This is a genomic window from Mesorhizobium denitrificans, from assembly GCF_003403035.1.
In the GTDB taxonomy this organism is placed as follows: domain Bacteria; phylum Pseudomonadota; class Alphaproteobacteria; order Rhizobiales; family Rhizobiaceae; genus Mesorhizobium_G; species Mesorhizobium_G denitrificans.
Genome location: NZ_QURN01000008.1, coordinates 66,479 through 85,267, shown reverse-complemented (window position 1 = coordinate 85,267; position 18,789 = coordinate 66,479). Strand labels below are relative to the sequence as shown.

The window sequence follows — 18,789 nt, the reverse complement described above, 5'->3', positions numbered from 1 at the left end:
CGAATCCCTATAGAGGATTGCGGCGGCGGTTCTTCTAGTGCTTTCCGAGAGTTAATGGCGCGAGTGACGGGGCTCGAACCCGCGACCTCCGGCGTGACAGGCCGGCACTCTAACCGACTGAGCTACACCCGCGCTTTGCGACTTGGATCCGTGTGGACCGCGTCGATGGGCGTGGGATTAAGGCGTTCGTTCCTAGGTGTCAAGGCGCGAGAACGCTTATTTTCAAGTAAGTTGGAATGTTCTGTTGGAAATTATTCGGAACAGCAAAAACCGCACGATCATGTGCAAACAAACGTGTTTTTTGGCTTGCGCATATGCACCGAACCACTTAAAGGTCCGCGCCTGCAGGGGCGATTAGCTCAGTTGGTAGAGCGCTTCGTTTACACCGAAGATGTCGGGAGTTCGAGTCTCTCATCGCCCACCATAGACCCTGCGCGGGTTAGATGTGTCATTGGCGCTTCGCCTAACCTTCACAACACTGTTGCATCGCAGACCTAAGCCCAGCCAACCGAAACGTTGGCGGGAATCGAAATGCGATTTGCCCTCACAGCAGCGGTCATAGCTTTGCTGGCTATGGCTTTTCCCTCGGCAGCCGATCAGCCGGGCACGCGCGCCGCGGCGATTCTTGACCGCTTCCATCACGCAAATCAGTGGCGCGACCACATCATGGTCGTGGGCCACCGCGGAGGCGTTCGCGAGAACGGCGAAGTGGTCCGTGCAGAAAACTCGCTGGAGGCGATAGAAGCCGCCGTGGCGCTTGGCATCGAGGTGGTCGAGATCGATGTCCAAAAGACGCGCGACGGTGTCTATGTGGCTTTGCACGACAGTTGGCTGGACCGCACGACCACGTGTCATGGCCGGCTCATTGATCGCACGCTTGATCAACTGGCTGAGTGCCGCCTCAGAATCGCAGAGACGGGACGTGTTAGGAACGAGCGTGTGCCGACGCTGAAAGCGATTCTTTCGGCTGCGCGCGACCGCGTTCTGGTGAACATCGACAACAAGCTGGATTTTGACGAGCTTGAGGGCATCGTTGCCGAAGCGCGTTCGCTCGGCATGGAAGAGCAGCTTATCGTCAAACAGAATCTATGGAATGCGGCCAAGGTGGCAGAGGCCAAGGCGCTGCTCGCAAAGATCGGCGCGAAGGTTCAGTTTATGCCGATTATTGCGGATGACGCCGTGCGCGATGCCGGGTTTGTCCGTTCTGCTACGGGGCCGGTCAGTGCAAGCGCTGTCGAACTTATCAATTGGAGGCGCGAGGCAGGTAGCCTTACCGGCAATGGCGGCGCATTGTTCCGTCCAATGGTACGAGCAGAAGCGGTTCGGGGCGACTGGCACATGTGGGTGAACACCTATGCAATCGTGAACAAGCCTGCGGGCTTTCTGGCGGGCGGGCGCGGTGATCAGCTTGCGGTTGAGGCTTCCAATCCTGATGAGGTCTTCGGGTTTTGGATAGAGCAGGGCGCAACGATCATTCAGACAGACGAGCCGAAGGCAGCTATCGATTGGATGAACGCCCATGGCTATCGGCGAGCCTATGATTTGCCCGCCGTCTCAGCACTCGCCGATCTAGGCGGCTAGCGAGAAACAAAAAGGGCCGCGAGAGCGGCCCTTTGTCGATAATCTGTAAAGCGATTAGCGCTTCGAGAACTGGAAGCTGCGGCGGGCTTTCGCCTTGCCGTACTTCTTACGCTCGACGGTACGGCTATCACGCGTAAGGAAGCCGCCCTTCTTGAGCACGCCGCGCAGCGCCGGCTCATAATAGGTCAGCGCCTTGGAAATGCCGTGGCGAACCGCACCGGCCTGACCGGAAAGACCTCCGCCCTTGACGGTTGCGATGATGTCGAACTGACCAACGCGGTTGGAAGCGACGATCGGCTGGTTCAGGATCATCTGGAGCACGGGCCGTGCGAAATAGGCCGCGAATTCCTTGTCGTTGACGATGATCTTGCCGGAGCCCGGCTTGACCCAGACGCGAGCAATCGCGTCCTTGCGCTTGCCGGTGGCATAGGCGCGGCCCTGCTTGTCCAGCTTCTGGACATGCACTGGCGCGGCAGGCTGCTGCGTTGCGGCCACCGTGCCGAGTTCGGCGAGGGAGCTGAGTTCGGCCATCGTTAAGCCCTCTTGTTCTTGGTGTTCATCGCGGCGACGTCCAGCTGCTCTGGCTGCTGTGCCTCATGCGGGTGCGCTGCACCGGCATATACGCGAAGGTTCTTCATCTGGCGACGGCCGAGCGGGCCGCGCGGAATCATGCGTTCTACGGCCTTCTCGATCACGCGCTCCGGAAAGCGACCTTCGAGAAGCTGGCGCGCGGTGCGCTCTTTGATGCCGCCCGGATGGCCAGTGTGCCAGTAGTACATCTTGTCGGTGTACTTCTTGCCCGTGAGAGCCACCTTGTCAGCATTGATGATGATTACGTTGTCGCCGTCATCAACATGGGGGGTGAAGGTGGGCTTATGCTTGCCACGCAGGCGGTTGGCGACGATGGAGGCCAGACGACCGACGACGAGACCTTCCGCGTCGATCACGACCCACTTCTTCACCACTTCCGCAGGCTTTTGCGAAAAGGTTGTCATGGTTTTGTCCTATAGAACCCTCTCGTGAGGGCGTTTCTTGTTGCTTACATTGACGCGCCGATCGAGCGACCCGCCAATAACGACAACGGCGGCCCGAAAGGCCGCTGTCGACGGTGCAGCATATAAAACAGTGCTCCGCGCTCGTCAATTCATCAAATCACGGCGCAAATCAAAAATGCTATTGAAAATCAATACGATAAATATGTGGTATTATTTTACCGTGCAGATTCGGTGATTTCAGGATGGGTTTCCAGCCCATCATGTTCGCCGCCGAAGCCATGCATGTAGTTTGCCCATTGCAACCCGATCACAGCGCCTTTGGCCGGTTGGAGCAATGCGAGCGACATGATGAGCGTGAGAGGAACCCAAATGGAGAGGTGCTGCCAGCTCGACCAGTTCGTGAGTATCTCTGCCGCGAGAAACATTGTGAGAACGATGTGGCCGACAACGGTGATTACCAGATAGGCCGGCAGATCGTCGGCGCGGTGGTGATAGATCTCTTCGTTGCAAACTTCGCAGCGTTCCACCGTCTTGGTGTAGGCGCGAAAAAGGCGGCCTTTGCCACAGTGCGGGCACTTGCCGAGCATACCGCGCTTGATGGCGTCCCAAAGCGGGCGTTGAGGTTTACCGGTATGGTTTTCGCCACCGAAAACCTGATTTACGCCACCTGCATGATCCATCATTCTTATCTCCTGCGTCGCGGGCCTCGCGGCTGCGATGCTCTTTGACGCCCCTGCCTGCCGCTTTTTGATTTGTGGAACGACTTCCTTCTGCCGGGCAGAGGCTTCGGATCGCTCAACATCTCAAATCGCATGGCGCCAGCCAAGGGCGCGTTTTCTACAAGCCGCACTTCAACCGTATCCGCAAGCCTGTAGCCTTGACCAGAGCGCTCGCCGAAAAGCGCTCTCGCGCCCTCGTCAAAGTGGTAATAATCATCTCCGAGCGTTGATATGGGGATAAAGCCATCTGCGCCAAACTCCGGCAATTGTACGAAAAGGCCAGCCTTGGTGACGCCAGATATGCGCCCGGCGAATGTTTCGCCAATTTTTTCAGATAGATAGCCTGCGATAAGGCGATCAACAGTGTCTCGCTCCGCGGCCATCGCGCGGCGTTCGGTCGCGGAGATCAGCGCAGATATTTCCTCAAGTCGGGCTTCTTCATCGGGGGTGATGCCGCCAGCGCCAAGCTTGAGCGCGCCGATCAGCGCGCGGTGAACGATGAGATCAGCGTAACGACGGATTGGCGAAGTGAAGTGTGCATAGCGCCGCAAATTGAGGCCGAAATGGCCGATATTGTCTGGCGAATACTCGGCCTGACTCTGCGAGCGCAGCACAACTTCGTTCACCAGCGTTTCATTATCTGCGCCGCGAACGCGCTCAAGAATATGGTTGATCTGATTGGGCCGAAGCTCGGCGCCACGCGCCAGCGACATGCCGATGGTTTGTAGGAATTCACGCAGCGATTCCTGCTTGGCCAGCGAGGGTCCGTCATGGATGCGATAGACCAGCGGTTGACTCTTCCACTCCAGCGTTTCAGCGGCGCGAACATTCGCCTGAATCATAAATTCTTCGATGAGCTTGTGTGCATCAAGCCGCTCGGGGATGACAACGCGGTCAACGGTGCCATCCGGTTTGAGCAGGATTTTGCGCTCCGGCAGGTCGAGTTCCAGCGGTTCACGCGCAACGCGGCCGCGCTTCAAGACTGCATAAGCCTCCCAAAGCGGCTTCAGGACGGTGTCGAGAATCGCAGCGGTCTTATCGTCGGGAGAACCGTCGACTGCAGCCTGCGCCTGCGGATATGCCAGCTTTGCCGCCGAACGCATGGTTACGCGGTGAAAGCTGTGACGCAGCTTGCGGCCATCCGCAGCAAAAATCATGCGCACGGCCATTGCGGGCCGATCTTGCCCCTCTTTAAGCGAGCACAGATCATTGGAAAGGCGTTCCGGCAACATCGGAACCACGCGGTCCGGGAAATAGACGGAATTCCCGCGCTTTAGCGCCTCGCGATCAATCGCTGAGCCGGGCCGAACGTATGCGGCGACGTCTGCGATTGCGACGGTGGCGATAACCCCGCCGGGATTGGATTCGTCGGGATCTGATTCTGCGAACACCGCGTCGTCATGATCTTTCGCGTCTGCCGGGTCGATGGTGACGAGCGGGATTTCGCGCCAATCCTCGCGACCCTCAAGACCAACGGGCTTGATCTTCTCTGCCTCGGCAAGCACTTCCGGCGGAAAGACATGCGGTATTTCATGCGCATGAATGGCGATCATGGAGACCGCCTTTTCCGATGTCAGCGAACCGAGCACCGTGCGAACCTTGGCGCGCGGCAAGCCGTAAGGGCCAGCGCGAACCGGCTCTACCTCGACAAGGTCGCCATCTTTTGCCGAGCCGCGAAACTCTGGATCGACGATGAGCTCGGCCTGGCGGCGCTCCACCGGAACAATGCGCAGGGTGCCGTCCGTGGCGGTGCGGAAAACGCCAAGCGTGGATTCGCGGCGCTTCTCGAAAACCTTCATGATGCGGGCGGTGTATGGCGGGCCACTCGTGCCGTCGGCCGGGAAGGTTTTGGCCAGCACGCGGTCGCCGATGCCAGCGATGGGGCCGCCACGCGGTGCGCGAATGAGAACGGTCAGGTCGCCGTCATACTCTGCCGCTTCCGCGGGCCGTCCGATGAGGCTGCCGTCCGAATCGCGACCGAAAATATCCAGCACGACCACATGGGGCAGGGCGCCGGGACGAACGAGCCGCTTGCGCTGCTTGTTGAGCAGACCTTCGTCCTGAAGATCGCGGAGCATATCCTTGAGCCAAGCGCGGTCTTCGCCTTTCAGCGAAAAGGCTTTCGCGATCTCTCGCTTGCCGGAACGGTCTGGATTTTCGGTGATGTAGCGGAGGATATCCTCTCGCGAAGGCTTATAGTTTTCCGGCGGGGCGGTTGATTCACCGCCTTTTCGGCCCCCCGAAATCCTTCGTGCCAAGCTATGCCTTCTTTCCGCGCTTGAATGGCTTCTTGCCGCCGCCTGCTGAGTCTTTTTCGGCCTTTGCAGCGATCAACGCAAGGGCTTCCTCGACTGTGACGCTTGCGGGGTCTTTGCCCTTCGGCAACGTCGCGTTGATCTTGCCGAAATTGACGTAAGGACCATAGCGGCCATCGCGCACGGTGATGTTGCCGCCGCCATCCGGGTGCTCGCCCAAATCCTTGAGTGCGGCGGGGGTGCCTGCGCGTGCGCGCGGACCTTTTTGCTGCTTCTCGGCAATGACGGAAACGGCGCGGTTCAAGCCGATGGAGAACACATCCTCGATGCTTTCGAGATTGGCGTAGGTTCCATCGTGCAATACGAACGGACCATAGCGCCCAAGCCCAGCGGAAATCATCTTGCCGCTTTCGGGATGCTTACCGACATCGCGCGGAAGCGATAGCAGGGCGAGAGCCTTTTCATGGTCGATGGAATCTGTGGTCCAACCTTTCGGCAGGCTCGAGCGCTTTGCTTCCTTGCCTTCGCCGCGCTGGACATAAGGGCCGAAACGACCAGAGCGCAGCGTGATTTCTTCCTTGGTGTACGGGTCGGTTCCCAGTGCTTTGGTCCCGTCTTCTACGGATTCGCCATCGCCGTTGCCGTTAGCGGCATCGCCCAGCTGACGGGTGTAGCCGCACTCAGGATAGTTCGAACAGCCGACGAACGCTCCGTATTTGCCGAGCTTCAGCGAAAGCGTGCCGTTGCCGCATTTCGGGCAACTGCGCGGATCTGTGCCGTCCTCGCGTGCCGGGAAAAGCAGCGGCGCAAGATCATCGTTCAGTGCGTTCAGAACGTCGGTGACGCGAAGTTCTTTGATGCTCTCGATGGCGGCGGAGAAATCCTGCCAAAAGTCTCGCAGAACGGACTTGTAGGCGAGCTTGCCATCAGAGATTTCGTCCAGCTTTTCTTCCAGATCAGCGGTGAAATCATATTCGACATACTTCTCGAAGAAGCTTTCGAGGAACGCGGTGACGATACGACCGCGCGAGTGCGGGATGAGCTTGCGCTTGTCGATGACCACATATTCGCGATCTTCGAGCGTCTTGAGCGTTGCTGCGTAAGTTGACGGCCGACCGATGCCCAACTCTTCCATTTTTTTGATGAGCGAGGCCTCGGAATAGCGCGGCGGCGGCTCTGTGGAATGCTGCGTGGCGTTGATGGCCTCGCGCTCGAGCGCTTCGCCCGAACGAATTTCCGGCAGGCGCTTGCTGTCCTCGTCTTCCGAATCCTCGTCCTTGATCTCGGCATAGGCCGCGATGAAGCCGTCAAAGCGGACGACCGAGCCGACAGCGCGCAGCTTGGCAGAGCGCGAGCCGTTGATCGCCTCGATCTCGACAGTGGTGCGCTCGATTTCGGCAGGCTGCATCTGGCTGGCGACGGCACGCTTCCAGATCATTTCATAGAGGCGTGCCTGATCGGCATCGAGATATTTCTTCACATCTTGCGGCAGGCGCGAAAAATCAGTCGGGCGGATCGCCTCGTGCGCTTCCTGCGCATTCTTTGCCTTGTTGGCGTAATAGCGCGGCTTTTCCGGCAGATATTTTTCGCCGAACTCACGAGCGATGGTGGAGCGTGCTGCGGCAATCGCTTCCGGCGCCATCTGCACGCCGTCGGTACGCATATAGGTGATCAAGCCGGCGGTTTCGCCGCCAATATCCAAACCTTCATAGAGGCGCTGCGCGACCTGCATGGTGCGGTTTGCGGAGAAGCCGAGTCGCGACGAAGCCGCCTGCTGGAGCGTCGATGTCGTGAAGGGCGGTCCGGGGTTGCGCTTGGTAGGCTTTGCTTCAACGGAAAGCGCTTTGAACGACGCGCCCTCAAGCATTGCCTTAATATTATCGGCTTGCGCGCGATTTTTGATATCCAGCTTTTGGAGCTTCTTGCCTTCGAAGTCTGTGAGGCGCGCTTCAAAACCTTCGTGCCGTGGTGTGCGCAGAAGCGCAGCGATCTGCCAATATTCCTCGCGGATAAAGCGTTCGATTTCGGATTCACGATCGCAAACGAGGCGAAGCGCGACAGACTGCACACGGCCCGCAGAGCGCGCGCCTGGCAGCTTGCGCCAAAGCACCGGCGAAAGCGTGAACCCCACGAGGTAATCAAGGGCGCGGCGCGCGAGATAAGCTTCGACCAGCGGTGCATCGATCTGGCGGGGATTCGCCATCGCATCCAGCACCGATTGCTTGGTAATGGCGTTGAAAACAACGCGGCTGACCGGCTTATCCTTCAACACTTTTTTCTGCCGAAGGACCTCCAGAACGTGCCAGGAAATGGCCTCTCCCTCGCGATCAGGGTCGGTTGCGAGAATCAATGCGTCAGCTTCTTTAAGCGCTTTCGCGATATCCGTGAGGCGTTTTGCGGATGCGGTATCGACCGCCCAGGACATCGCAAAATCCTCATCTGGACGGACGGAACCATCCTTCGCGGGCAGGTCGCGCACGTGGCCAAACGAGGCCAACACTTTGAAATTGCGGCCAAGATACTTGTTGATGGTTTTTGCCTTGGCAGGCGACTCGACGACTACAACGTCCATAAATCTCTAATCTCTGTGGGCCTTGCTGCAGGGGCGAATGAGGCAGGGCAGCACTCTCAGATGTGCAGAAGGCACGTCAAATGGCTTTGCTTTTCCGCTCGGTCAAGGGCTGAAGGTTGTTTTGTTGATGACAATTCTGCAACCTAAAATCTAAATAGGTGAAGTTTTAGTAATTGTAGTTGCAAGGCTGAGAATTGCGAGTTAGCTATTTCTGATTCATAGCGCAATGGCAGGCTGAACATGATGAATGATGCGGGGCATGAGCAATTGCTGGCCATCGAATACATTGCAGCAATGCTTGGACAATTGCGTTTGATGGCGCAAAGCAAGGATTTGAACGTTCTGGCATATCTTATCGACATGGCGCAGATCGAAGCCGGGGAGGCTGCGAGCCAAATGCGCGACGTGCCGATTATGGCGCTAAGAAACTAGCGAAATGAGCCCGCCACGATGGCGCTCAAGGCGACCAGCAAGATCCAGCTCAAGCAATATCAACTGAACATTGGCGGGATGTACGCCGGAATGCGCGATCAGGTCATCCACGGATGTCGGGGTGGGGCCGAGTAGCCCAACAAGGCGCGCGCGGTCATCATCGCGCTGCATGGGCACATCAGCAAAATCGACGGGTTCCTCAAAGCTTTCCCGTGGCGCCGCATCAATTCCCAACATCGGGGTAAGATGTTCAATGATATCGTCCGCGCCGGTGACGAGAATTGCGCCTTGCTTCAGCAGGCCGTTGGTGCCGGCAGAGCGCGGATCAAGCGGCGAGCCGGGAACGGCGAAAACGACGCGGCCTTGCTCGCCTGCCATTCGCGCACTGATGAGCGAGCCGGATCGCATGGCCGCTTCCACAACGACGAGGCCGAGCGAAAGGCCCGCTATGATGCGATTGCGGCGTGGAAAATCCTGCGCGCGAGGCTCCCAGCCAAACGGCATTTCGCAAACGATTGCGCCGCCTTTTTCCACAATTTCGTGCATCAGCGGAATGTTTTCGGGCGGGTAGGGGCGGTCGATACCACCCGCGAGCACGGCGGTCGTTCCGCTATGCAGTGCGCCCTTGTGTGCGGCGGTGTCGATGCCGCGCGCCATGCCGGACGTTACTGTCCAGCCGTGTTTGCCTAAATCGGTGGCCAGTTTTCGGGCGAAGTTGATGCCTGCGAGCGATGCGTTGCGCGCGCCGACGATTGAAACGGACGGGCTCGCAAAGACTTGATCCGATCCGAAAACGGTTATGAGCGGAGGCGGGTTATCCATCTGCGCCATATTCGCGGGATAGCTCGCCTCGCCGATGGCGATGATGCGCGCACCCACTTTGCGAACGGCGACGAGTTCCGCCTCGGCCTCCGCGAGCGTGGGGATGCGGACCGCGCGCCGTGCGCCACCGCGTGCGGCAAGCTCTGGCAGCATATCGAGCGCGGCCTCGGCAGAGCCAAAGCGATTTATGAGGTCGCGAAAACTGGCAGGGCCGACATTGGGCGTGCGGATGAGCCGCAGCCATTGCAGCCGCTGGCGGTCACTAAGCTGTAAAACCACTGTTTAGCCTTTGGAGCCGATCTTCGATTCGGTTCCGGCGGCCAAGCGCTGGATATTCGCGCGATGCTTCCAGAATACGATGACACTCATCACGCCAAACATGAGCGCGACCATGGGCATGCCCATATAAAAGAGCGAGACCGGCACGATGATGGCGGCAGACAAGGCCGCGAGTGAGGAAAAGCGGAACATGAGGGCCATCGCGATCCATACGACAGCGAAGACGAGCGCCGGATTTAGGCCAAAGCCAAGCAGCACGCCGAGATAGGTCGCGACGCCCTTGCCGCCCTTGAAGCCGAGCCAGACGGGGAATATGTGGCCGATGAACGCGCCAAAGCCCGCCGCCATCGCGGCTTCCATGCCGAAAAAGTGGTTTGCGAGCAGCACCGCGACGGTTCCCTTGAACATATCGAGAAGCAATGTTGCTGCGGCGAGGCCCTTATGGCCGGTACGCAGAACATTCGTTGCACCGATATTGCCGGAGCCAATTGAGCGCACATCGCCGAGTCCGGCTGCACGCGTGAGTAGCAGCCCGAAGGGAATTGAGCCAAGCAGATAGCCCACCACCAATGCAGCCAGAATTATCAAGGCGAGGCTCCTCCCGCTTAGTTGCCGAACACTTTGCGGCCCGCCACCCAGCACTGCAAGACTTTGCCTTGAAGCCGTGCATCTTCAAAGCAGGTATTTTTGGAACGTGAACGGATTTCCGCTTCCCGCACGATCCAGGGTTCATCGAGGTCAACCAGCGCAAAGTCTGCTGCTGCGCCTGGTTTCAAAGTGCCACCGGGCAGGCCGAACAGGCGTGCGGGAGCCGTGGATAGCGCTTCGACGATGCGCAGCAAAGGAACCTCGCCACTGTGATGCAGCCTCAATGCGACCGCGAGCATGGTTTCCAAACCGATCGCGCCTGCGGCTGCATCAGCAAATGGCAGGCGCTTGGTGTCAACATCTTGCGGATCATGCGACGAAACAATCACGTCGATGGTGCCGTTGCGCAGCGCTTCGACCATCGCGAGCCTGTCCTCTTCAGAGCGCAGCGGCGGGTCGAGACGGAAGAACGTACGGTATTCGCCGATGTCGTTTTCGTTCAGGCTGAGATTGTTGATAGAAATGCCGGCGGTTGCTTTCACGCCCTCGTTCTTTGCTCGGGCGATGGCATCGGCGGACAGGCCGTTGGAGATTTTTGCGGCGTGATACGAGCCGCCTGTAAGGCGCGCCAGCATCAGGTCGCGGGCGAGCGGTATTGCTTCGGCCTCACGCGGAATGCCAGAGAGGCCAAGCCGGCTTGCAAACAGCCCCTCATTCATAACGCCGGATGCGCCCAGATCGGCGTCCTTGGTTTCGTGAGCGATGGTCGCGCCAAAGTCGCGGGCATAGGTGAGGGCGCGGCGCATGACTTGAGCGTTCGAGATGGTGTGCCGCCCCTCGGTGAGTGCGACAGCTCCCGCCTCTTGCAGCAGGCCGAACTCGGTGAGTTCCTGACCGCGAAAGCCTTTGGTGATCGCGGCTGCGGGAAACACATTTACCTTCGCGGTGTCGCGCGCAGTGCGCAGGACAAATTCGACCAGCGCCACATCATCGATGACCGGATCGGTGTCCGGCATCATGACGATGGACGTGACGCCACCGGCAGCCGCCGCTTCGCTGGCTGACGCGATGGTTTCGCGGTGTTCAGCGCCGGGTTCCCCGATAAACACGCGGCTATCGACCAGACCGGGAATTAGGACCTTGCCCTTGCAATCGATACGCGTTGCGCCCTCGGGCGCCCCCTGGTTGCGGGCGTCCGCTCCGCTGGCAACTATTTTGCGACCTTCGACTATCAGCGAACCGACCGCATCTAGACCGCGCGAAGGATCGACAATGTGAGCGTTCTCAAAAACGGTGACGCTCATTGTGCCGCTCCAGTGTTGCGGCGCGGATCCATCAACGCCTGCATCACGGCCATGCGGACGGCGACCCCCATTTCCACCTGTTCCTGAATGACGCTTTGCGGACCGTCAGCGATTTCGGACGCGATTTCGACGCCGCGATTCATCGGGCCCGGATGCATGACGAGCGCATCCGGCTTGGCGTGGGCGAGCTTGGCGGCATCGAGCCCGTAATAATGGAAGTATTCCCGCACGGAGGACACGAAGGAGCCGGTCATGCGCTCGCGTTGAAGGCGTAGCATCATGACCACATCAGCGTCCTTCAAACCTTCCTGCATAGTGCGGCAAACCTCGACGCTCATGTCCGCGATGCCGGAGGGCAGAAGCGTGGACGGAGCCACGACACGCACGCGCGCACCGAGCGCATTGAGCAGCAGGATGTTTGAACGGGCGACACGCGAATGCAGGATGTCGCCGCAGATCGCCACAACCAGACCGCCGATGTGGCCCTTGGCGCGGCGGATCGTGAGAGCGTCAAGCAAGGCTTGCGTAGGGTGCTCATGCGCGCCATCGCCAGCATTGACCACCGAGCAGCCAACTTTTTGCGCGAGCAGCGCCGCCGCCCCGGCAGATTGATGGCGGATGATGAGAATGTCGGGACGCATGGCGTTCAGCGTCATCGCAGTATCGATCAGCGTTTCGCCTTTTTTGACCGAAGAGCTTGCGACTGACATATTCATGACGTCTGCGCCAAGGCGCTTGCCCGCCAATTCGAACGAGGATTGCGTGCGGGTGGACGCTTCAAAGAACAGATTGATCTGTGTGCGACCGCGCAGAATCGCGGATTTCTTTTCCGCCTGACGCGATATGGCTACGGCTGCATCTGCCCTGTCGAGCAAATCCTCGATGTCATGAGGGGACAAGCCGCGTATGCCGAGCAGGTGGCGGTGCGGATACAGGGGGAGTTCATCAGATCGGGTCATCTGAAGGCATTGCTATAAGAGCCAGCCGGGCAGGTCGCAAGCTTAGGTTTGGGTCGCCATTTTGTGATTCAACAGATTATTTGTTTATCTGCCTATGTTCTGATGCCTGTTTTCGTCGTACCGGGATTGCGCAGCTTGGAGACAGCGCGTGACGCATGAAGTGACAAACCAGACGCCGCCAATGAGCGGCGGCAGTGCGTGGCGGAAAGACCCGCTTCTGGTTCAGATCGCGGAAGACTTTCCGGAAGAGGTTCGGAAAGATTTCGATGTACTCGGACGATTCGTGCTCTCGTCGGAAGCGCAGGAGCTTGCGCGCCTCGCAAATGCAGAAGCGCCGCGACTCAAGACGCATGACCGGCAAGGCACGCGCATCGATGTTGTCGAATTTCACCCGGCCTATCACGCGCTTATGCGCCGCTCCATTGGCAACGGGCTGCACAGTTCGATCTGGGAAAATACGCCGGCAGAGGTGAACCGCCGCCATCAGGTGCGGGCGGTGCGCTATTACCTGACCGCGCAGCTTGAATGTGGACATCTATGTCCCGTTACCATGACGAGCGCTTCGCTGGCCGCGCTAATGGCAAGCGGCAAGCTGTTTCGCGAATGGGCGCCGCGCATAACCAGCCGCAAATACGACTCCTCTCAAAAGCCGCCGGTCGAAAAGACTGGGCTGACGCTCGGCATGGGAATGACCGAGAAGCAGGGCGGCACGGACGTTCGTGCCAACACCTCCCGCGCGGAGCGCGCCGGTGGAAGCGTCTACAGGTTGACCGGGCACAAATGGTTTCTGTCTGCGCCAATGTCGGACGCGTTTCTGATGCTGGCGCAAACCGGGGAGGGGCTTTCCTGCTTCCTCGTGCCGCGCATTCTGGGTGACGGAAACACCAATGGCCTTCGCTTCCAGCGCTTGAAAGACAAGCTCGGTAACCGCTCGAACGCGTCTGCTGAGGTGGAGTTCGCGGGCGCGTTGGGCGAACTGGTCGGTGATCCCGGCGGCGGCATCAAGACGATCATGGATATGGTGACGCTGACGCGTCTCGATTGCGCGCTGGCATCGGCGGCGCTGATGCGCGCAGGCGTTTCAGAGGCAGTGCATCACGCCCGCCACAGACAGGCGTTCGGCAAAACGTTGATCGATCAGCCGCTGATGCTGCGAGTGCTGGCCGATATGGCGCTGGACGTTGCGGGCGCGACAGCACTTTCGATGCGCCTGGCGCGGTCGTTTGATCTTGCATCGCAGAACCGGGCGGAAGCCTCCTTCGCGCGGATCATGACGCCGGTCGTGAAATATTGGGTGTGCAAGAGTGCGCCCGCGCTTCTTTACGAGGCGATGGAATGCCTCGGCGGCAATGGATACATCGAAGATGGTCCGCTGGCTCGATATTATCGCGAGGCGCCCGTCAACGCGATCTGGGAAGGCTCGGGCAATGTGATGGCGCTCGATCTGTTGCGCGTGATGTCGCGCGCGCCGAACATTCTGGATGAAGTGCTGAACGACATTGAGGATGGCCTTGGCCGCGATGCCGGAGATACGACTACCGTCCTGCGCGCGGCGCGGGATGTCGCCGCATCCGATGAAGGCTCGGCGCGGCTCTTTACCGAACAACTCGCGCTTTCAGCAGCAGGCGCGGAACTGCGAAGGCTGGGCGCGGGGCGCATTGCGGACGCGTTTATCGCAACGCGTCTGGGAGGCCAATGGCGCTCGACCTATGGGATGCTGGGGCCGCGCCACGACCCGTCGTTGATCGTAGAATCGCTGTTCCCAGCCTGATCTCCAGCCTCGACAATCCACAGTCCTCCGCCTGTTAACCTTAATGAATGGTTTCCATTGCGGCTAACGCCTTTCGCCTTCAGAGTTCTGGCAGGCGTGGGTGGGTGATGAGAATAAATAAGGAAAGTGATGAACGGCGCACTGATGTCTTGATGGCATCAATTGCTGTCGATTGCTCAATGAAAGGCGGACGCGCATGAAATACGTGTTCTTAGCCTGGGCAATTCCGATGTCGATCTTCTGGGGCTGGTATTTCGTCTCTTATTACGATCTGGGCGCGAATTATTTCATGCTTTCACGTGCGGGAAACGATCTGGTTTTCAACATTTACGGCGAAATCCTGCACATGGACCCGACTGTAATTCCGTGGATGGTGGGCAAAGCCTGCATCCTCGATACAATGCTGATTGCGGCCATCTGGGCGTTTCGCCGGCGTCGTGAAATCAGCGCTTGGTGGATCAGGCGCAAAGAGCGGATGCAGGCGGGCGCTATCGGCCAGCAATCCGCATCCGGTCCAGTGCACCCTGCAGGATAAAGGCAGCAGCGGCGGAATCGATTTTTCCGTCGCGCTTTTTGCGCGACATATCCATCTCGATCAGGCTGCGCTCTGCCGCGACGGTTGACAGGCGCTCGTCCCAATAAATGAAGGGCAGGTCCGTAAGGCGTTCCATGTTGCGTACGAAGGCGCGGGTAGCTTGCGCCCGCGGACCTTCCGAACCATCCATGTTCAGCGGCATACCGATAACCGCAGCGGCAACATTCTCCGCCTTCAACGCCGCGAGCAGGGTTTCGGCATCACGCGTGAACTTCTTGCGCAGGATCACCGGCCTTGGATGCGCAAAGGAAAGGCTAAGGTCCGAGATGGCCAGACCAATGGTTTTTTCGCCAAGGTCCAGACCGGCCAAAACCCTGCCGGTCATCAAAAGTGCTGTTGCGTCTTCTATTGATATGACGGGCAAGGCGCTTTCCTTTTGACACGGACGTAAGCGCTTCTATCTTGCTGCGACGTTGGAACCAAGGAGCATAAGATGAAGATTACATGGTATGGGCAATCGGCCTTTCGCATCGAAGCGGCAGGCAAGACGATCCTTATAGACCCATTCCTTGAAAATCCGCTCTGGTCTGGCGGGTGGGAAAAGCCGTCCGAAGGCGTGACCCATCTTTTGCTGACACACGGACATAACGACCATATCGGCAATTCGGTCGAAATTCTAAAGAAGACCGGCGCGCAACTCGTCGCGAATTTCGAGATTTGCATGTATCTGGTCGGGCAGGGCGCCGATGGCTCGCGGATCAATCCGGGCAATACGGGCGGCACGGTCGATTGCGGCGGATTCACCACGACATTCGTTCAGGCACTGCACTCGTCCTCGTTCGGTGGCGAGAACGGCACGAACACCTATCTGGGCAACCCGCTGGGGCTGGTTCTGCATTTCCCGGAGGACAAGACGCTTTATCATATGGGCGACACGGACATTTTCGGCGACATGGCGCTTATCAACGAGCTTCACAATCCGCAGGTTGGGCTCGTGCCGATTGGCGACCGGTTTACGATGGGCGGTGCGGTTGCTGCACTCGCATGCCGCCGGTATTTCCAGTTCGAGACGGTCATTCCCTGCCATTATGCGACTTTCCCGATGCTCGACCCAACGGCGGAGAAGTTCGTTGATGGTATGGAAGGGGCTGACACGAAAGTTATTGTGCCAAAGTTGGGCGAAGCCTTCACTCTCTGACGCTGCGCAATATTGCACTGTGGCAATGGCCTCGCTATAGCCCGGCGAGGCCCTCAGCAGGCATTTTGGAGTTTTCTCATGTCCGTGGACATTACAACCGTCAAACGCGTCGCCCGTCTCGCTCGCATTGCTGTGAGCGAAGAGGATGCCGCGCGCATGACCGGCGAACTGAACACCATTCTCGGCTTTGTCGAGCAACTGAACGAAGTTGACGTGCGCGATGTTGAGCCCATGACGTCAGTGACGCCTATGGCGATGAAAAAGCGCGAAGACATTGTGACGGACGGCAATAAGGCCGCCGATATTGTCGCGAACGCACCTGCGACTGAAGAGAACTTCTTCCTCGTGCCGAAGGTGGTCGAATAGACAATGCCGATCACAATCGCCGTCGAAACGCCACTGCAGGATGATGTGCGCGCCATGGTAGCGGCATTGAATGATTATCTCATTCCGCTGACGCCGCGCGAATTCCAGTTCCAGCTCACGGTGGAGCAAATGGGTGAGCCGAGCGTAACGCTGCTGGTCGCTCGCGACGCGGACGGCGCGCCGGTCGGCATGGGCGCGATCAAGGACCACGGCGATGGCGTGGCCGAGATCAAACGGATGTACACATATACGCAAGTGCGCGGCGAGCGCATCGGCTCGCAGATATTGGCGGCGCTGGAAGGCTTGGCGCGCGAACGCGGCATGAGCCGATTGGTGCTTGAAACAGGCGAAGCACCCGGCTTCGAACCAGCCTGGCGCGTTTATGAGCGAAACGGCTTTAATGCTTGCGGCGCGGTGCTCGATTACCCGGATTCCGGTTTTTCCAGATTCTACGAAAAGAAACTTTCATGACCGAACTGACAAAACTGACCATTGCCGAAGCGCGCGAAAAGCTGAAGGCGCGGAAAATTAGCGCGACGGAACTGACCGACGCCTATCTGGGCGCTATCGACGCGGCCAACGAGGCGTTCAACGCCTATGTCGCGGTGACGCATGACAAGGCGCGGGAAATGGCGAAGGCTTCGGATGCGCGGCTGGCGAAAGGCGAAGGCGGCGCGCTTGAGGGCATTCCGCTTGGCATCAAGGATCTTTTCGCGACGGAGGGCGTGCACACGCAGGCGTGCAGCCATGTTCTCGATGGTTTCAAGCCTCGCTACGACTCGACTGTGACAGCGAACCTTTGGGCCGACGGCGCCGTCATGCTCGGCAAACTCAATATGGACGAGTTCGCGATGGGTTCGTCCAACGAGACATCCTATTATGGGCCTGTGACGAACCCTTGGCGCGCAGAGGGCAGCAATGCTCAGCTCGTGCCGGGGGGGTCCTCCGGTGGATCGGCGGCGGCGGTGGCGGCGTTTCTGTGCGCGGGCGCAACAGCGACAGACACGGGCGGCTCGATTCGCCAGCCCGCGGCATTCACCGGTACCGTTGGCATCAAACCGACCTATGGGCGCGTTTCCCGTTGGGGCATTGTGGCGTTCGCGTCGTCGCTGGATCAGGCCGGGCCGATAGCGCGCGACGTGCGCGACGCGGCGATCATGCTCAAATCCATGGCCTCCGTGGACGACAAGGACACGACATCGGTTGACCGCGCGGTGCCGGACTATGAGGCTGCGCTTGGAAAATCGCTCAAGGGCATGAAGGTCGGCATTCCGAAAGAATATCGTATGGACGGAATGCCTGCGGAGATCGAAACGCTTTGGCAAAAAGGCATTGCGTGGCTGCGCGATGCGGGGGCCGAGATCGTCGATATTTCGCTGCCGCACACGAAATATGCGCTGCCTGCTTACTACATCGTTGCGCCTGCCGAAGCTTCATCGAATCTCGCGCGCTATGACGGTGTGCGATACGGGCTGCGCGTACCGGGCAAAGACATCATCGAGATGTATGAAAACACCCGCGCTGCAGGCTTCGGCGATGAAGTGAAGCGCCGCATTATGATTGGCACCTATGTGCTTTCGGCGGGCTACTACGATGCCTATTATTTGCAGGCCCAGAAGGTGCGCACACTCATCAAGCGCGATTTCGAGAATGTTTTTGCGGATGGCGTGGATGTGATTCTGACGCCTGCAACGCCTTCCGCTGCTTTTGGGGTAGCGGATCAGGAAATGAACAGCGATCCGGTGAAAATGTATTTGAACGACGTTTTCACGGTGACGGTGAACATGGCCGGATTGCCCGGCATAGCGGTTCCTGCCGGGCTCGATTCGCGTGGCCTGCCACTTGGCCTTCAGCTTATCGGTCGCCCATTTGATGAAGAGACGCTGTTTCAGACAGCGCATGTGATCGAGCAGGCGGCGGGACGCTTCGAACCCCAAAAATGGTGGTGATCGTACTGATCGTTTCGGCAGGCGGCTAAAAGTCGCCCGCCATGTTTCTGCCCAAAAGCCTAAAATTCTCCAACTCAACGAGGTGTTGGAGATTATTGATTTTAAAAGGTTATTTAGATTGGATGAAGCGTGCGCTGCTGCATTTGCCGCATTTCCGCCTCAATCCGCGCTTGCCAGTCCAGTTTGAACCGTCTATTTGGGTTGCAGAATTCAATCTGCCGTTGCGCGGCCATTCATAAGTACCTGCATCGACCATGGATCAAGAAAACAGCCAATCCTGTTGGGGCCTGACCACCAAGGTCATGCTCGTAATCGCCGCGCTCATGTTGCTGACATGGTTGATCGGCGGCAACGAATCCACCGCTCTGTTGGCACGGGCGGGCTAAGCAAGAATCTTCGGCTTCACGTCGCGCATAGATTATCCACCGTCGACTACGGGAATGGATTTGTCTTTCAGAGCGCGC

Annotated in this window: 19 protein-coding genes and 2 tRNA genes; 10 read left to right on the top strand and 11 right to left on the bottom strand. The window is 58.7% G+C overall.

Annotation, left to right across the window (positions count from 1 at the left end):
• Window positions 1–55: 55 nt before the first annotated feature.
• Window positions 56–132, bottom strand: a tRNA-Asp gene (locus DY251_RS12010).
• Window positions 133–348: 216 nt separating this feature from the next.
• Between DY251_RS12010 and DY251_RS12005 the strand changes: the two genes are divergently transcribed.
• Window positions 349–424: transfer RNA gene (locus DY251_RS12005), tRNA-Val, on the top strand.
• A gap of 107 nt (window positions 425–531) precedes the next feature.
• On the top strand, window positions 532–1,581 hold the full coding sequence (locus DY251_RS12000; RefSeq protein ID WP_116624148.1) for a glycerophosphodiester phosphodiesterase family protein: 1,050 nt from the start codon (window positions 532–534) through the stop codon (window positions 1,579–1,581).
• Between the two features lie 54 nt (window positions 1,582–1,635).
• Here the strand turns inward: DY251_RS12000 and rpsI are convergent, their stop codons facing one another.
• The 5 genes from rpsI to topA all read right to left on the bottom strand — a co-directional run bounded on the left by rpsI (window position 1,636) and on the right by topA (window position 8,122).
• The gene (gene rpsI / locus DY251_RS11995) at window positions 1,636–2,112 is read right to left on the bottom strand and encodes a 30S ribosomal protein S9 (protein WP_116624147.1); all 477 of its coding nucleotides are present in this window, start codon (window positions 2,110–2,112) and stop codon (window positions 1,636–1,638) included.
• A 2-nt stretch (window positions 2,113–2,114) separates the two neighbouring features.
• A complete protein-coding gene (gene rplM / locus DY251_RS11990; protein ID WP_116624146.1) occupies window positions 2,115–2,576 on the bottom strand; it encodes a 50S ribosomal protein L13 in 462 nt (153 codons plus the stop codon).
• Window positions 2,577–2,791: 215 nt separating this feature from the next.
• On the bottom strand, window positions 2,792–3,259 hold the full coding sequence (locus DY251_RS11985) for a DUF983 domain-containing protein (protein WP_170971366.1): 468 nt from the start codon (window positions 3,257–3,259) through the stop codon (window positions 2,792–2,794).
• Window positions 3,260–3,261: 2 nt separating this feature from the next.
• Window positions 3,262–5,553 (bottom strand): ribonuclease R, encoded by a 2,292-nt coding sequence (gene rnr / locus DY251_RS11980; protein WP_116624145.1) that lies wholly within the window; start codon window positions 5,551–5,553, stop codon window positions 3,262–3,264.
• Window position 5,554: 1 nt separating this feature from the next.
• Window positions 5,555–8,122, bottom strand: coding sequence for a type I DNA topoisomerase (gene topA / locus DY251_RS11975; RefSeq protein ID WP_116624144.1), 2,568 nt, complete (start codon window positions 8,120–8,122; stop codon window positions 5,555–5,557).
• Between the two features lie 240 nt (window positions 8,123–8,362).
• On the opposite strand from topA, the gene DY251_RS11970 reads away from it, so the two are divergent.
• On the top strand, window positions 8,363–8,554 hold the full coding sequence (locus DY251_RS11970; RefSeq protein ID WP_116624143.1) for a hypothetical protein: 192 nt from the start codon (window positions 8,363–8,365) through the stop codon (window positions 8,552–8,554).
• Here DY251_RS11970 and dprA read toward each other — a convergent pair.
• Genes dprA through DY251_RS11950 form a run of 4 tightly spaced genes read right to left on the bottom strand, consistent with a single transcriptional unit; the run spans window position 8,543 to window position 12,506 of the window.
• Window positions 8,543–9,655: a DNA-processing protein DprA gene (gene dprA / locus DY251_RS11965; RefSeq protein WP_116624142.1), complete on the bottom strand. Its 1,113-nt coding sequence runs from the start codon at window positions 9,653–9,655 to the stop codon at window positions 8,543–8,545. The genes DY251_RS11970 and dprA overlap by 12 nt on opposite strands.
• Before the next feature lie 3 nt (window positions 9,656–9,658).
• Entirely contained in the window at window positions 9,659–10,243 is a 585-nt protein-coding gene (gene plsY, locus DY251_RS11960; protein WP_170971365.1) for a glycerol-3-phosphate 1-O-acyltransferase PlsY, read from the bottom strand.
• A 17-nt stretch (window positions 10,244–10,260) separates the two neighbouring features.
• Window positions 10,261–11,547: a dihydroorotase gene (locus tag DY251_RS11955; protein WP_116624141.1), complete on the bottom strand. Its 1,287-nt coding sequence runs from the start codon at window positions 11,545–11,547 to the stop codon at window positions 10,261–10,263.
• Complete coding sequence (locus DY251_RS11950) at window positions 11,544–12,506, bottom strand: aspartate carbamoyltransferase catalytic subunit (protein ID WP_116624140.1); 963 nt, start codon at window positions 12,504–12,506, stop codon at window positions 11,544–11,546. The genes DY251_RS11955 and DY251_RS11950 overlap by 4 nt, the downstream gene beginning before the upstream one ends.
• Window positions 12,507–12,654: 148 nt before the next feature.
• Here DY251_RS11950 and DY251_RS11945 point away from each other — a divergent pair, with 148 nt between their 5' ends.
• Together DY251_RS11945 and DY251_RS11940 are read left to right on the top strand one after the other, a co-directional pair.
• Entirely contained in the window at window positions 12,655–14,277 is a 1,623-nt protein-coding gene (locus DY251_RS11945) for an acyl-CoA dehydrogenase family protein (protein WP_116624139.1), read from the top strand.
• Between the two features lie 196 nt (window positions 14,278–14,473).
• Window positions 14,474–14,812 (top strand): DUF6105 family protein, encoded by a 339-nt coding sequence (locus tag DY251_RS11940; RefSeq protein WP_116624138.1) that lies wholly within the window; start codon window positions 14,474–14,476, stop codon window positions 14,810–14,812.
• Here DY251_RS11940 and ruvX read toward each other — a convergent pair.
• Window positions 14,766–15,236, bottom strand: coding sequence for a Holliday junction resolvase RuvX (gene ruvX / locus DY251_RS11935; RefSeq protein WP_116624137.1), 471 nt, complete (start codon window positions 15,234–15,236; stop codon window positions 14,766–14,768). The two genes, DY251_RS11940 and ruvX, sit on opposite strands and share 47 nt — an antisense overlap.
• Before the next feature lie 69 nt (window positions 15,237–15,305).
• On the opposite strand from ruvX, the gene DY251_RS11930 reads away from it, so the two are divergent.
• From DY251_RS11930 to DY251_RS21880, 5 genes are all read left to right on the top strand, one after another.
• Window positions 15,306–16,010, top strand: coding sequence for a metal-dependent hydrolase (locus DY251_RS11930; protein ID WP_116624136.1), 705 nt, complete (start codon window positions 15,306–15,308; stop codon window positions 16,008–16,010).
• A gap of 78 nt (window positions 16,011–16,088) precedes the next feature.
• Window positions 16,089–16,376, top strand: coding sequence for an Asp-tRNA(Asn)/Glu-tRNA(Gln) amidotransferase subunit GatC (gatC, locus tag DY251_RS11925; protein WP_116624135.1), 288 nt, complete (start codon window positions 16,089–16,091; stop codon window positions 16,374–16,376).
• A gap of 3 nt (window positions 16,377–16,379) precedes the next feature.
• A complete protein-coding gene (locus DY251_RS11920) occupies window positions 16,380–16,847 on the top strand; it encodes a GNAT family N-acetyltransferase (protein ID WP_116624134.1) in 468 nt (155 codons plus the stop codon).
• On the top strand, window positions 16,844–18,325 hold the full coding sequence (gatA, locus tag DY251_RS11915) for an Asp-tRNA(Asn)/Glu-tRNA(Gln) amidotransferase subunit GatA (RefSeq protein WP_116624133.1): 1,482 nt from the start codon (window positions 16,844–16,846) through the stop codon (window positions 18,323–18,325). The genes DY251_RS11920 and gatA overlap by 4 nt, the downstream gene beginning before the upstream one ends.
• A gap of 254 nt (window positions 18,326–18,579) precedes the next feature.
• Window positions 18,580–18,711, top strand: coding sequence for a hypothetical protein (locus DY251_RS21880; protein ID WP_281004457.1), 132 nt, complete (start codon window positions 18,580–18,582; stop codon window positions 18,709–18,711).
• Window positions 18,712–18,789: the final 78 nt, after the last annotated feature.